This window comes from Asticcacaulis sp. DW145 (genome assembly GCF_037101385.1).
Classification (GTDB): domain Bacteria; phylum Pseudomonadota; class Alphaproteobacteria; order Caulobacterales; family Caulobacteraceae; genus Asticcacaulis; species Asticcacaulis currens.
Map to the genome: position 1 here is coordinate 1,572,519 of NZ_AP029024.1, position 12,972 is coordinate 1,585,490.

Here is a 12,972-nt window from a genome sequence, read left to right on the forward strand (position 1 = left end):
TAAGACGGCTGTCCCCTGCTGTTCAGACCCTGCCTCATGTCCCTCAAACTCGCCTTTACCGCCTCCGAACGCCCCGAAGCCCAGGCCGCCTGCGCGGTGCTGCGCAAACGGTACGGTGAGGCCAACGACCCGGACGTGATCGTCGCCCTGGGCGGGGATGGCTGGCTTCTGGAATGCGTCCACAGCCATTTCCGTCACGAATTGCCCATCTTTGGCATGAACATGGGCTCGATCGGCTTTCTGTTGAACGAATATCGTGAAAACGATTTGATGGCGCGCATCGAAAGCGCCGAACGCACCCGCATCAGCCCGCTGCGCATGACGGCCACCAATGGGCGTGGCGAGGTGCAGGAGGCGCTGGCCTTCAATGAGGTGTCTCTGCTGCGTCAGACGCATCAGAGCGCCAAACTGCGCATCCTGATCGACGGCAAGGCGCGGCTGGAGGAACTGATCTGCGACGGCGCGCTGGTCGCCACGCCCGCCGGTTCGACCGCCTATAATCTCTCGGCCCACGGCCCCATTATCCCGCTGGACGCGCAGGCCCTCGCCCTGACCCCGATCAGCGCCTTTCGCCCGCGACGCTGGCGCGGTGCCCTCCTGCCGCATTCGGCCAAGGTGCGGTTTGAGGTGCTGGAATGCGACAAACGCCCGGTGGCCGCGTCGGCCGACACCTTCGAAGTGCGCCACATCCGCGAGGTGGAAATCGTCGAAGTGCCTGAACTGTCTGCCACCATCCTCTTCGATGCGGGCAACGGTTATGATGAGCGCGTGCTGACCGAACAGTTTTCGAGTTAGAGCGCATCCCTGTCGCAACGGCATGGCGGGCTGGCGATTCGATTGCACACGCGGGTGCTCTGAGGGGTATGTTACCGGCTCAATCCCCTTATCACCAAGGCCGCGAAGGAAAAAATGCACGGCATTAGGGCTTCCTAAAGGGGTTTGCGGTTAGGGTTGATGAAACAGCCCCACGGAATAAGCTCCCATGTCCGAAAAAGCCCAGGTCATCCAGATCCCCAATACCCTCCGCGCCAAGGTTGGCGGCAAGATGGGTGCGCTTGATCCGGCCACCCTTGCCAAGGCGGAAGAAGCCCTGTCCTCCCTGTCCGATCAGTTCGACAACTGGCTGGATGATGAGGTCACCAAGCTGGAAAGGGCGCAGGAAACCATTCGCAATGATGGCCTGAGCCCGAAGAACGCCGAAGCCCTCTATTTCCGCTGCCACGATCTCAAGGGTCTGGGCACCACCTATGGCTATCCGCTGATCACGCGCATCGCCGGTTCGGTGTGCAAAATGCTGGACGACGAAACCATCCGTATGCAGTCACCGCGCGTCCTGATCGACGCCCATGTGGACGCCATCCGCGCCATCGTCCGCGGCAAGATCAAGGACGAGAACCATCCGGTGGGCGTCACCCTCGCCGAAACGCTGGAAGCACGTGTCAAGGAATATATGGACGCGCTTGAAGCCTGATCTCAAGGCCTGAGACACAAAGAAAAGCCCCGGTTTGCGCCGGGGCTTTTTGCGTATCCTTATACCAAAGGTCATTGAAAATGACTCTTGGTATTCCATCCGAGAATGTCTCATGTCACTGACAGTCTCGTGTCTTCAACGGCCGGATGCGGTCAGCATCTTCGGCCGTTGGTATTATCAATACGATCAGCGTGGCGCGACCGCCACCACCGGGGCCTTGGGCGCGTTAAGGCCGAACAGCGCATCCGGCAGCGCACCGATAATGGCCGCCGACAGACAGGTGGCGACAAAGCCGGCAAACAGGGCCTTCCACACCAGACTCAGCACTTCCTCGCGGCGGTCAGGCATAAGCACGCCCAGCCCCGTGACCGTAATCCCCACCGAACCCAGATTGGCAAAGCCGCAGATGGCATAGGTCATCAGCATCCGCGTGCGCTCGCTCATCTGATCGACCGGAATGGCCCCCAGTTTGAGGAAGGCAACAAATTCGGTCAGGGTCAGCTTGGTGCCCAGAATATAGCCGGCCTTTTGCGACTCTTCCCACGGCACGCCGATAATCCACGCCAGCGGCGCGAAAACGACGGACAGACCGCGCTCAAGCGACAGGGGCTCACCGCCCACATGCGGGAACATGCCCAGCACGATGTTAATCAGCGACACGAAGGCGACGAAAACGATCAGGATGGCCGAGATGTTCATCACCACCATCAGGCCGTCCGCCGTGCCCTTGGAAATGGCGTCGATGGCGCTGTCGTACTTCAGCGACGAGTTATAATCGGCGACAACGCCGCCTTCGCCGTCTTTTTCAGGCACCATGATGCGCGACAACAGCACACCCGCCGGGGCCGAAATAATCGACGCCACTAACACGTGACCGGCGGCATTGGGCAGGGTCGCCTTAAGGATCAGCGCATAGGCCACCATGGTCGAACCGGCCACAGTGGCCAGACCGACCACCATCATCATGAACACTTCGGAGCGCGACAGCTTCGACAGGTAGGCGCGGATGACGATGGGGCTTTCGATCATGCCCAGAAAGATATTGGTGGCCACCGCCAGAGCCGACGCCCCGCCAAGGCCCATGGTCTTCTGGAAAATGAACCCGAAACCCTGCGTGATCCATTTGAGAATGTGCCAGTGCCACAAAAGGGCCGACAGGGCCGAGATGACCAGGATCAGCGGCAAGACCTGAAAGGCAAAGACGAAAAGAGCCCCCTGATTTTGCACCGTATAGGGCTGAGCCCCGCCACCCAGATAGCCGAAGACGAACTGCGTCCCCTGATTGGTGGCCGCCGCCAGGGCGTCCACGCCGGAATTGATGCCGTCCAGCACGGCCTGAGACTGCGGAAAACCGAACAGCAGCACCGCCAGCGCCACCTGCACACCGATGGCCCCGATGGTCAGAAAGATCGGAAATTTCTTTTTGTTTTCCGAAAGCAGCCAGCAGGCCAGCAGCATGATCCCAATGCCCAGTATACTCTGGACGTTCAGCATTCCGTAAGACGGCATGTACACTATCCCTTGGCGGCTGTGCACACGATTGCGCCGCCCAAACCGTAAATATCCGATAACCATTGAAACCATGGCAAGCGGTTTCTTCGCATAGCCGATATTATTTTCGCCGTCGGCGAGAGGCTATGACAAAAAGGCGACAAATCCTGATGACAAATCACCCGGTGGGCCTGTAGTCTCGCCGATGACAGCGCCCCGGCCCAAGCCTCCGGGCGCCGCCCATAACAAGGACAGGACTTAAACGTGAGCCCTCAGCCCGGCCTCAATGACGCCGTCGTTCGCCACCTGCTGGTTGTCGATGACGACGATCGTATCCGTACCCTGCTCAAGGAGTTCCTGTCGCGTCAGGGCTTCCGCGTCACCGCCGCCGCCCATGCCGACGCCGCCAAGCGGATGCTGCAACTGCTGGATTTCGACCTGCTGATCCTCGACGTGATGATGCCCGGCGAAGACGGGTTCTCGCTGTCGAAATGGGTGCGGCAACATTCCAACGTCCCCATCCTCATCCTGACGGCGCGCGGCCTGCCCGACGACCGTATCATGGGCCTGAGCCTGGGGGCCGACGACTATCTGTCCAAGCCGTTCGAACCGCAGGAGCTTTTGCTGCGGATCGAAGCGATCCTGCGCCGCACCGGCGTCAAACCCGCCCTGCCGAAGACCATCAGCATGGGGCAGATCACCTTTGATCTTGAACGCGCCGAACTGACGCGCAACGGGGCGATGGTGCGCCTGACCGAGGCCGAGGCGCAACTTCTGAAATATCTCGCTGAGCGCGCCAATGTGCCGGTGGATCGCATGGACCTTGCCAAGGACAGCGTCGATACCACAGGGCGCGCCGTGGACGTTCAGGTCACCCGCCTGCGCCGCAAGATTGAGCCCGATCCCAAGAATCCGCGCTACCTGCAAACCGTGCGCGGCAAGGGCTATATGCTGGCGCCGGATTAAGGCCTCGCCTTATCCTCATCTATGCGCTCAGAGGCCGCCCGTGCGCTCTGCGCACAATTTGGGTGAAACACCGGCCTATGAATAGGCCGGGGCTCGCCGCGTAGGCGGCGGCGGGCAGTCGCCCTTGCCAAATCGCAATGAGGAGGTCATTGCAATTTGGAGATCAGCGTCAAAGCGTAAAGGTCTGTATGCGCATACCCCGTCTCAAATTCTGGCCGCAGTTCCTCAAACGCAAGATCCCCAAGACCTTGTGGGGACGTGCCCTACTGATCATCGTTCTGCCGGTCGCCCTGATGCAGGTGGCGGTGACCTGGGCCTTTTTCGACATGCACTGGGAAACCGTCACGGCCAAGCTGTCGGAAGGGCTGGTCGGCGATGTCGCCTGGGCCGTCGATGCCTACAAGGCCGACCCCACGCCGCAGACCATGGCCACCATCTCCGCCGCCGCGCAGAAGTCGATGCAGTTATCCATCGTCTATCAGCCCGGCCGAGCCCTGCCCGAAAACCGCCGGCGCAATGCGTGGGCGGCACTCGATCGTTCGCTGAAGCGCGCGCTCAATGAGCAACTGGACGATCCCTTCTGGTTTGACACCACCCGCTATGCAGGGGCCGTCGATATCCGCGTCAAGGTCAAGGGCGGTGTGATCCGCGTCATTGCCCCGCGTGAACGCGCCTTCGCCACCCGAGCCCATATCTTCGTGCTGTGGATGACCGGGGCGACCCTGCTTCTGACCGCCGTGTCGATCCTCTTTATCCGCAATCAGGTGCGCGCCATCGAGCGCTTGTCCGTCGCCGCCGAAAAGTTCGGACGCGGCGAAGACGACCCCAATTTCAAGCCCTATGGCGCCGCCGAGGTGCGCGCCGCCGCGCAGAACTTCCTGAAGATGAAGTCGCGCATCCAGCGCCATATCGAACAACGCACAACCCTCCTCGCCTCGGTGAGCCACGACCTGCGCACGCCCCTGACGCGGCTGAAGCTGGAACTGGCCATGGCCCCGGCCGATCCGGCGACCGAGCGCATGAAGCAGGACGTGTCGGAAATGGCCTATATGATCGACGAATATCTGGCCTTTGCGCGCGGTGAAATGCAGGAAAGCCCGCAAATCACTTCGGTCAACACCTTACTGGAAACGGTGGTCGAAGGGGCGCGGCGCGCGGGTCATCAGCCGGAGTTCGTGCCCCTGGCCGAAGATGTCGAAACCTCGATCCGCATCATGGCGCTGAGCCGCGCCTTGTCCAATCTGGTGATGAACGGCTTTCACTACGCCACTCAGGTGCGCGTCTCTGCCGAAATCGAGCACAAGCCGGGCGGCAAACAATCGCTGCATATCTACGTCGATGACGATGGCCCCGGCATCCCGCCTGAAAAGCGCGAAGAGGCGCTCAAGCCGTTTTCGCGGCTGGACGATTCACGCAATCAGAACAAGAAGGGCGTGGGCCTCGGTCTGGCCATCGCCCGCGACACGGTGCGCAGCCACGGCGGCGAACTGGGGCTTGATCAAAGCCCGCTGGGCGGCCTGCGCGCCGATATAGGCATCCCGCTTATCTAAGGGGTTTGTGGCAGACGGCCTCAATATTGTGGCCGTCCGGATCAAGCACGAAAGCCCCGTAATAGTCCGAATGATAGTGGGCGCGAATCCCCGGCGCGCCGTTGTCACGCCCCCCGGCCGCCATCGCTGCCGCGTAGAAGGCCTCCACGGCCTCACGTGTTTCGGCCACGACCGCCACGTGCATGTGGTCGGTCGGTTGCCCGTCAGCCAGCCACAGATAGGGTTTGTGCGTACCGAAACCCGTCCCCCACGGACCGTCCATGACCACACGGTACCCCAGCGGGGCAAAGGCCGCCTCATAGAAGCGCTTGCTCTGCGTGCGGTCGGACACAAACAGATTCATATGGTCGATCATTTTTACATGCCTTTCCCGAGCCAGCCTGCCGCAGCGAAGCCCTGTTAACCCTGTTTTCTAACCCTTTATTGACCATATGGGGCCATTCTGCACGCTAAAGCCGCAAAAATATCGGCTTCTCCAGAGCAGAAGGTTCCCATGGCCAAGGCCCATACGCATCGAACGGCCCCCCGTTCACGCGCCCCGCTAAAGGCGTGCGGGGAATGCAATCTGTGCTGCAAGGTCTATGATGTCGAGGACGTGGGCAAGAAGGCCGGCACGCTGTGTCACCATACCCGCGAAAGCGATGGGTGCAGCATCTGGGGACTTCATCCGCAAATCTGTCAGGATTTCAAATGCCTGTGGCTGAAACACGATGACCTGAACGGTCTGTGGCGGCCCAATACGGCCGGCTTTGTCCTGCGTCTTGAACCCAATGGCACGACGCTGAATGTCGATGTGGACCCGGCACGCCCGGACGCCTGGCGTCAGGCCCCCTACTATGCACAGTTCAAGCTGTGGGGCGAAGGTATTTTGCGCAGCGAAAGCCTTGTGGTCGTCTATGCGCCGGAAGGGCTTTATGTCGTCACTCCCGACGAAGACCTGTTCCTGCGCACCCCCAAACGCGGGGACATACTCGAAACCGGTATGGAAATGACCCTGTTCGGGCCCCGCCCCTTTGCGCGTGTCGTCCCCGCGGCCAGGGGCCGTCACGCGCTGCGGGCATAAACATCAAAAAGGCCTCCCCGCTGACGGAGAGGCCTTTTCGGTTCTAGTCCTGTTCGACGCTGCCCGCACCGCTGATGCGGGTATCGAGCTGAGCGGGATGGGTCTCCAGATCGACATTGCCGGAACCCGACACATCGACCTTGACCTTGCCCGTCGGGGCAATGGTGGCGTCGCCCGAACCGGAGATGCTGACATCGGCGTCCTCGACGCTCAGGCCCGACAGATCCGCCTGACCGGCACCTGTGATATCAAGCTTCAAGGCCTGGGCCTTGCCCGTCACCTCGGCCGAGCCCGATCCGCTGATGTGCAGGTCGATGGCGGGCTGGTCATAATTGCTGACGCGCAGATCGCCAGAGCCCGAAATCTCGAAATCCCGAACCGAAGGCGCGGTGATGACGATTTTCAACTCGTCGCTGGCGTGAGCTTCGATATGCCCCTCCCCGAAGCGGAATTGCACCACCTTTTCGATATCCGGCCCATCGGCCAGATAAAGACGGCCGTTTTCGAGGCGCACCCGGTCGGTCAGGGCCTTGGGGCCATTGACGGTTACCGAAGGCGTGGCCCCTTGCGTGTAAACCACCTCGGCTGGAAGCTCGATCTTGAGCTGTTCGTTGCCGCTCCAGCCAAGGGTACGCGTCACCGACGGCGCGATCTCGGCCTTGGTGGTCTTCATAAAGCGGATGTGCTTGTCCCCGGCTTCCGACAGGGTCCACACCCCGCCGTTTTTGGCGATGTCATGGCTGGCCAGACCGGCGGCACCGGCCAGGCAAGCGACCGACAGGACGAAGGCGGAGCCGGAAATAATGGCAAGTTTGCGGATCATCATGGTCTTCCCTCCTCCGATCAGGCGTTCTGCGCGTCAAGCGCGGGTTTCAGCAGGCGATAGTGCAGACGGGCGTACCAGACGAGACCGTTGACCAGCCACACGCTGACGATAGCCGTGAGGCCGGCGATGGTGACAGCCAGAGCCATGCCGCCGACCCCGCCCAACAGCGCGGCGAACACGCCGCCTGGCATCCAGAAGGCCCCGGTGGCAAAGACCACGCCGCTGGCGATAAAGATACCGATGGCGCTCATGAAGAAACCGAACAGGGTGCCGATCACACCCATCAGCAGCGGAAGCAGGATCAGGATGTCGATGGCCCCAAGGCCCAGAACGGCAAACACCGCGCTGACCGCCGAAGACGGCGACTTGGTGTCTTCCCACTGTTTCAGGCCGATTTCGGCCCGCAGTTCGCGCGCCAGACGCGACGGATCGCCGAGCGCCGCGGCCACTTCGGCTTCGCTGCGACCGGCCGCCACGCCGTCCGTGAAGTGAGCTTCGTAGTCGGAGACCACGTCGGCGATGCTGGCGGCAGGCAGACCGATAAGGCCTTGCTTGAGCCGGTTGATAAATTCGTTGCGGGTCATGTCCCTCACCCCTCTTGCGTTTCAGTAGGAGCCGGTTGCGGCTCAGTGGGTGCGGCCTCCAGCAGCGCATCGACGCTGCGGGCAAAGCCGCGCCATTCGGCGGCCTGCGCCGCCAGTGCCGCGTGACCGGCCTCGGTCAGACGGTAATATTTGCGCGACGGCCCCGATGAGGACTCCACCAGCCGCGTATCGACCAGCCCATCGCTCTGCATCCGCCGCATCAGCGGATAGATGGTGCCTTCGCCCATGCCGATCGCGTCGGACAGGGTAGAGGCGATCTCATACGCGTAGCTCTCATTGCGGGCCAGAAGCGCCAGCACGCACAGGCCGAGCACGCCTTTCTTCAGTTGAATGTCAATGGTTTCAGCCATCTCCGCTTTCCTTTCGACGGAGCCGTATGCGCCCCGTGATGAAGAGGTGTATATGACAAGCTATCATTTATTGCAAGATACCATTTTAAAACATGTACCATTTGTAATGTAGTAGCCATTACCAACAGGTAGCTTGCCAAACCTAGTGTGCGTCGATGAAACGAAAAGGAACGCGGCTTGGGCCTCGACACCTGCCCGCGAAAGGCGCAAATGAGGGCACATGACTCACGATCCCCTTGCCCTCCCAGATGCCCCCAAAGCCAACTGGGTCGATCTCTATGCGCCCGCCCCCCTGCGCCCGTGGTTGAGGCTCGGTCGTTTCGACCGGCCCATCGGTATCTGGCTGCTGTTCCTGCCGGGCGCGATGGGCCTGGTTTTTGGCGCCGCGAATCCGTGGTCGCTGGAGGTGCTCTATAAGCTGGTCCTGTTTGCTCTGGGCTCGGCCCTGATGCGCGGGGCCGGTTGTGCCTATAACGACTTCGTGGACCGCGATTTCGATGCACAGGTCGAACGCACGCGCTTGCGTCCCATCCCGTCAGGACAGATCAGCCCCAAACAGGCCCTGTTGTTCGTCGCCCTGTCCTCGCTGATCAGCCTCCTTATCCTGCTGCAACTGGGCCTGACCGCCATCTGGCTGGGGGTGGCGTCCTTGGGTCTGGTCGCCGCCTATCCCTTTATGAAGCGTATCACCTGGTGGCCGCAGGCGTGGCTGGGCCTGACCTTCAACTGGGGCTTTCTGATGGGCGTAGCGACCATGACCGGAACTCTAAATCCGGGGGCGGTTATCTTCTATGCCGGGCTGATCTTCTGGACCTTGGGCTACGACACCATCTACGCCTATCAGGACATAGAGGACGACGCCATGATCGGGGTCAAATCCTCGGCCCGCGCGCTTGGGGCACAGGGCCGCAACGGCGTCTCCTTCTTTTATGCCGCCGCCGTGGCCCTGACCGGGGTGGGGGCCATCATCGGCGGCCTGAGCTGGCCGCTCTATACCGGGCTGGCGACCGTGTGCCTGCACCTTTTCTGGCAGGTCAACACCTTGCGAATCGATGACAACGGGCGTCTTCTGAAGCTGTTCAAGGCGAATCGCGAAACCGGTCTGTTGTGGGTCGCGGCCATTCTGATCGGGCACTGGTCAGTTTAATCATGGGCGACCCTAAGGAGTTAGACATGCGGATGAGACCGCACCTGCTGATCATGGTCGCTTTTTGCGCGCTGACGCTGGCGTCGTGCTCGCGCAGGGACGAGACGCACAAGGACGCGCCGCCTGTGGCGGCCGCACCGCTTGAATTTGCGCAGACGACCCCCGACGCCGAGGTCAGGCTGACCTTCCCCGAAGCGATCAAGGCCTTTGGGGAACTGCACAATCGCCTGTTTGCCGACGGCCAAAGCGAACTCACCGCCTTTGCCGATCAGGCAGCCAAGGATCGCAAGGAACTGACCGCTGCGGGCTCCGAACCGCCGCCCTACTTCCGCGCGATCAAATGGACCCTGCCCGCTCAGTCCGAGCATCTGGCCTCCCTCTATGCCGAGCAGTCGGAATTTACCGGCGGGGCGCACCCCAACGCCAGTTATCAGACCGTTCTGTGGGACAAGACGGCCAGACAGGCGATCGACGCGCGGCTGCTGTTTGCACCCAATGCCGACCTTGCGGCCGCCGACGCGTTTCTCTGCCGTCAGATCGAGGCCGAGCGTTCGCGCCGCAATCAGACCCCGACGACCCAGACAGCCACGGGCTTTACCTGCCCCAGGCTGATCGAAAGCCATCTGGCGCTTGTGCCTTCGACCACCGCCGGCAAGATCGGCGCCATTGAGGCCCTGTTCGCCCCCTACGAGGTCGGCCCCTATGCCGAGGGTGCCTATCAGATCCGTGTGCCCCAGGCGGTGCTGCGCGGCCTGATCAGCCCGGCCTATGCGACAGATTTCGCCGGGGAGCCTGTGCCCGCACCTGCCGTGCAATGAGCGAACCGGCGGCGTTTATCCGCGCCCACACCACCCCTCTGCCGGTCCCGTCCCTGCCCGATCTGAGCCTCTATCAGGCAACGGAAGTCACGGCCCTGTGGGAGATGACCGAGGCCGAACTGGCGCAAAACGGTCTGGCTCCGCCCTTCTGGGCCTTTCCGTGGGCGGGGGGACAGGCGCTCGGCCTGTGGCTCCGGCAAAACCAGCAGGCCGTTCAGGGCAAGCGGGTGCTCGATCTGGCCTGTGGTTCCGGGCTGGTCGGCATAGTGGCGGCGAAGCTGGGGGCAGCGCAGGTCATCGCCAATGATATCGACCCGTTTGCCGGGGCCGCCGTGGCACTCAATGCGGCCCTGAACGGCGTGGATGTCACCTTTGACGGGGCGGACCGCTTATCGGGCGAGCCCCCGGCTGTCGATGTCATTCTGGCTGGGGATATCTGCTACGAAAAGTCGATGACCGCCGCCATGCTGACATTTCTGCGTAAAGGCCGGGCGCAGGGTATCGCTGTCTATGTCGGCGACCCGCATCGCAGCTACTTCCCCGGCGAAGGGCTGAGACGGCTGGCCACGTTTGACATTCATACCGATACCCAAATCGAAGACCGCGCGGTGAAACCCGCCAGTGTCTGGAGCCTCATATGAGCACACATCACAAGATCGACTATGTCGAATGGCAGGCCACCGCCCTGCCCGAAACCAAACAGTTCTATGAGACGGCGTTTGGCTGGCGCTTCATTGACTACGGCCCGACCTATGCCGCCCTGTCCGAAGCCGGTCTGGACGGTGGGTTTGACGCCGATAACGGGCCGGTCAAGCCGCTGGTTATCCTCTATTCCGAAAATCTCGAAGCCTCACGCGACACGGTCGTGACGGCGGGCGGGCAACTGACTCAGGACATATTCAGCTTCCCCGGCGGACGCCGTTTTCATTTCACCGATCCGTCAGGCAATGAACTGGGCGTGTGGAGCGACAAATAGGGGTTGCCGCCCCTGCCCCGGCTTGCCATAAGGGCCGGGGCCCCACTCGCGCGTATTGAAATGACCGACACCCTGCTTGCCGATGTCAAAACCCGCTGGACGCAAATCCGCAGCGGCAAATGGGGCGACGAGCCGCTGATGCGCGTTCTGGGGCGTGAGCCCGTTCTGCGCTGGCTTCTGGGGTTTGCCATCCTCTGTCTGGCCAGCTTTAATTTTGCGCGCGATCTCAATGATCCGCCGCACGCCTTCTGGGACGAAAGCTATTACGTCACAGCGCTGGAGCGCTACGAAGGCCATATCGCCTCCTACGCGTCACATCCGCCTCTGGGCTTCATGCTGATGAAGGTCGGCCGCGATCTGGCCGGAGATGCCCATAAGGCCGACAGCCGCTTTCTGGCAGAGGTCAAAAAGACCGATACCCGCAAAATTCCCGACGGCTACAGCTTCACCGGCGTGCGCCTGATGGGCGGCCTGTTCAGCGTGGCGGGCGCGGTTCTGTTTTACCTGATCTGTCTCACCCTGACCCGCGAGGCCTTTTCCGCGGCCATATTCAGTCTGCTGTATGTGTTTGAAAACGCGCTGATCGTGCATTTTCGCGCCGGGCACCTCGATCCGTTTCAGATCACCTTTGCGCTGGCTGGCATACTGATATGGCTGCGTGCCTTCTGCGACCCGCAAAAAGACACCTGGAAGCACGCGGCCCTGTTCGGCGCGCTGATCGGACTGAGCTTTATGGTCAAGGTCAATACGGTGGTCCTGCTGGCCCTGCCGGGCTTCACGGCCCTGCGCGACCTGATGCGCAGTCGCTGGCCCATGGACCGCACGATTGGCCACATCACCGCCAAGGCCGTGGCAGTGGCCGCCAGTTTCACGGTCATTATGGTCTCCGTCTTTGTCCTGCACACTGTCGCCAATCCGGTAGCGCCGAACTTCAAGACCGATGCCGGGCGCAAGGATGCACCCTTTATCACCGAGCCGTACAAGGCGTGGCTGGAAAAACGCGGGCCTTTGACCCCCCAGGTGCTCTACGACGCCACCAACGGCTATTTCCGCTTCATGAACAATGACTTCACCGGCATTGTGAAAACGGAAAAGAACGGCTCAAATCCGGCCCTGTGGCCGCTGATGAACAAGAACATCACCTATCGCTGGGACGCCAACAAGGGCCGCACCAGCTATGTGCAGATGGCGGGCAACCTGTTCAACTGGACATTGGGCGGGCTGGCGCTTTTAGCCACGCTGGTCCTGCTGGCGCAGCGCGCCTTTCAGAAAAAGCCGTGGCTCGATACGCATGAGATGGATATTGCCGCGGCGGTTTTGGGCATGTGGATCGTCTTTATGGGGGTCCACATCTGGCTCGGCACGCAGCGGGTCATGTATATCTATCATTATTTTGCCGCCCTCCTGCTCAGCTTCATGCTGTTGCCCCTGCTCTATCAGGTGCTGAAAAGCCGTTTTGCGTGGATAGAGACGCATAAGGACTATGTGCTGGGTGTCGTCTGCGTCGGGGCGGCGGCGGGCTTTATCTGGATATCGCCCCTCACCTACCACCAGCCCCTGTCCCGTTCGGCCTGCGAAGCCCGCAATATTCCCTTCAAGATGGTGACCTGTCAGCCCAAGCCGAAACCGGCCCATTCAGTCTCATCTTAATCGGCTACCGTCTTCAAAAGGCCCCAAAGCCTGATAAGGTCATCGTCAACAGAGGAGTG

Annotated in this window: 15 protein-coding genes; 10 read left to right on the forward strand and 5 right to left on the reverse strand. The window is 61.4% G+C overall.

Annotated features, from left to right (window positions below):
• Positions 1–36: 36 nt before the first annotated feature.
• Positions 37–795 (forward strand): NAD kinase, encoded by a 759-nt coding sequence (locus tag AACH73_RS07235; protein WP_272741222.1) that lies wholly within the window; start codon positions 37–39, stop codon positions 793–795.
• A gap of 187 nt (positions 796–982) precedes the next feature.
• Positions 983–1,471 carry an Hpt domain-containing protein gene (locus AACH73_RS07240; protein ID WP_338734454.1) on the forward strand — a complete coding sequence of 163 codons (489 nt, stop codon included), beginning with the start codon at positions 983–985 and terminating at the stop codon, positions 1,469–1,471.
• A 186-nt stretch (positions 1,472–1,657) separates the two neighbouring features.
• On the opposite strand, the gene AACH73_RS07245 is transcribed toward AACH73_RS07240, so the two are convergent.
• Positions 1,658–2,980, reverse strand: coding sequence for a nucleoside transporter C-terminal domain-containing protein (locus tag AACH73_RS07245; protein WP_272741224.1), 1,323 nt, complete (start codon positions 2,978–2,980; stop codon positions 1,658–1,660).
• Positions 2,981–3,226: 246 nt separating this feature from the next.
• Between AACH73_RS07245 and AACH73_RS07250 the strand changes: the two genes are divergently transcribed.
• Positions 3,227–3,928: a response regulator gene (locus tag AACH73_RS07250; protein WP_013479076.1), complete on the forward strand. Its 702-nt coding sequence runs from the start codon at positions 3,227–3,229 to the stop codon at positions 3,926–3,928.
• 188 nt (positions 3,929–4,116) lie between these two features.
• Positions 4,117–5,478 (forward strand): ATP-binding protein, encoded by a 1,362-nt coding sequence (locus tag AACH73_RS07255; RefSeq protein WP_338734455.1) that lies wholly within the window; start codon positions 4,117–4,119, stop codon positions 5,476–5,478.
• Here AACH73_RS07255 and AACH73_RS07260 read toward each other — a convergent pair.
• The gene (locus AACH73_RS07260) at positions 5,471–5,833 is read right to left on the reverse strand and encodes a VOC family protein (RefSeq protein WP_338734456.1); all 363 of its coding nucleotides are present in this window, start codon (positions 5,831–5,833) and stop codon (positions 5,471–5,473) included. The two genes, AACH73_RS07255 and AACH73_RS07260, sit on opposite strands and share 8 nt — an antisense overlap.
• 138 nt (positions 5,834–5,971) lie before the next feature.
• Here AACH73_RS07260 and AACH73_RS07265 point away from each other — a divergent pair, with 138 nt between their 5' ends.
• A complete protein-coding gene (locus AACH73_RS07265; protein ID WP_338734457.1) occupies positions 5,972–6,541 on the forward strand; it encodes a hypothetical protein in 570 nt (189 codons plus the stop codon).
• A 43-nt stretch (positions 6,542–6,584) separates the two neighbouring features.
• Here the strand turns inward: AACH73_RS07265 and AACH73_RS07270 are convergent, their stop codons facing one another.
• The 3 genes from AACH73_RS07270 to AACH73_RS07280 are packed head-to-tail and all read right to left on the reverse strand — an operon-like array spanning position 6,585 to position 8,322.
• Positions 6,585–7,367: a DUF2807 domain-containing protein gene (locus tag AACH73_RS07270; protein WP_338734458.1), complete on the reverse strand. Its 783-nt coding sequence runs from the start codon at positions 7,365–7,367 to the stop codon at positions 6,585–6,587.
• Positions 7,368–7,384: 17 nt separating this feature from the next.
• Complete coding sequence (locus AACH73_RS07275) at positions 7,385–7,951, reverse strand: DUF1700 domain-containing protein (RefSeq protein WP_272741229.1); 567 nt, start codon at positions 7,949–7,951, stop codon at positions 7,385–7,387.
• 5 nt (positions 7,952–7,956) lie between these two features.
• Complete coding sequence (locus AACH73_RS07280) at positions 7,957–8,322, reverse strand: PadR family transcriptional regulator (RefSeq protein WP_272741230.1); 366 nt, start codon at positions 8,320–8,322, stop codon at positions 7,957–7,959.
• A gap of 220 nt (positions 8,323–8,542) precedes the next feature.
• On the opposite strand from AACH73_RS07280, the gene ubiA reads away from it, so the two are divergent.
• From ubiA to AACH73_RS07305, 5 genes are read left to right on the forward strand one after another with little or no spacing between them, the layout of a single operon-like run.
• The gene (gene ubiA, locus AACH73_RS07285) at positions 8,543–9,469 is read left to right on the forward strand and encodes a 4-hydroxybenzoate octaprenyltransferase (protein WP_338734459.1); all 927 of its coding nucleotides are present in this window, start codon (positions 8,543–8,545) and stop codon (positions 9,467–9,469) included.
• Positions 9,470–9,495: 26 nt separating this feature from the next.
• The gene (locus tag AACH73_RS07290) at positions 9,496–10,287 is read left to right on the forward strand and encodes a DUF3298 and DUF4163 domain-containing protein (RefSeq protein ID WP_272741232.1); all 792 of its coding nucleotides are present in this window, start codon (positions 9,496–9,498) and stop codon (positions 10,285–10,287) included.
• Positions 10,284–10,928, forward strand: coding sequence for a 50S ribosomal protein L11 methyltransferase (locus AACH73_RS07295; protein ID WP_338734460.1), 645 nt, complete (start codon positions 10,284–10,286; stop codon positions 10,926–10,928). The genes AACH73_RS07290 and AACH73_RS07295 overlap by 4 nt, the downstream gene beginning before the upstream one ends.
• Positions 10,925–11,263 carry a VOC family protein gene (locus AACH73_RS07300; protein ID WP_338734461.1) on the forward strand — a complete coding sequence of 113 codons (339 nt, stop codon included), beginning with the start codon at positions 10,925–10,927 and terminating at the stop codon, positions 11,261–11,263. Before AACH73_RS07295 ends, AACH73_RS07300 begins: the two co-directional genes overlap by 4 nt.
• A 60-nt stretch (positions 11,264–11,323) precedes the next feature.
• Positions 11,324–12,913, forward strand: a complete 1,590-nt coding sequence (locus AACH73_RS07305) for a phospholipid carrier-dependent glycosyltransferase (protein ID WP_338734462.1) — start codon at positions 11,324–11,326, stop codon at positions 12,911–12,913.
• Positions 12,914–12,972 lie beyond the last annotated feature (59 nt).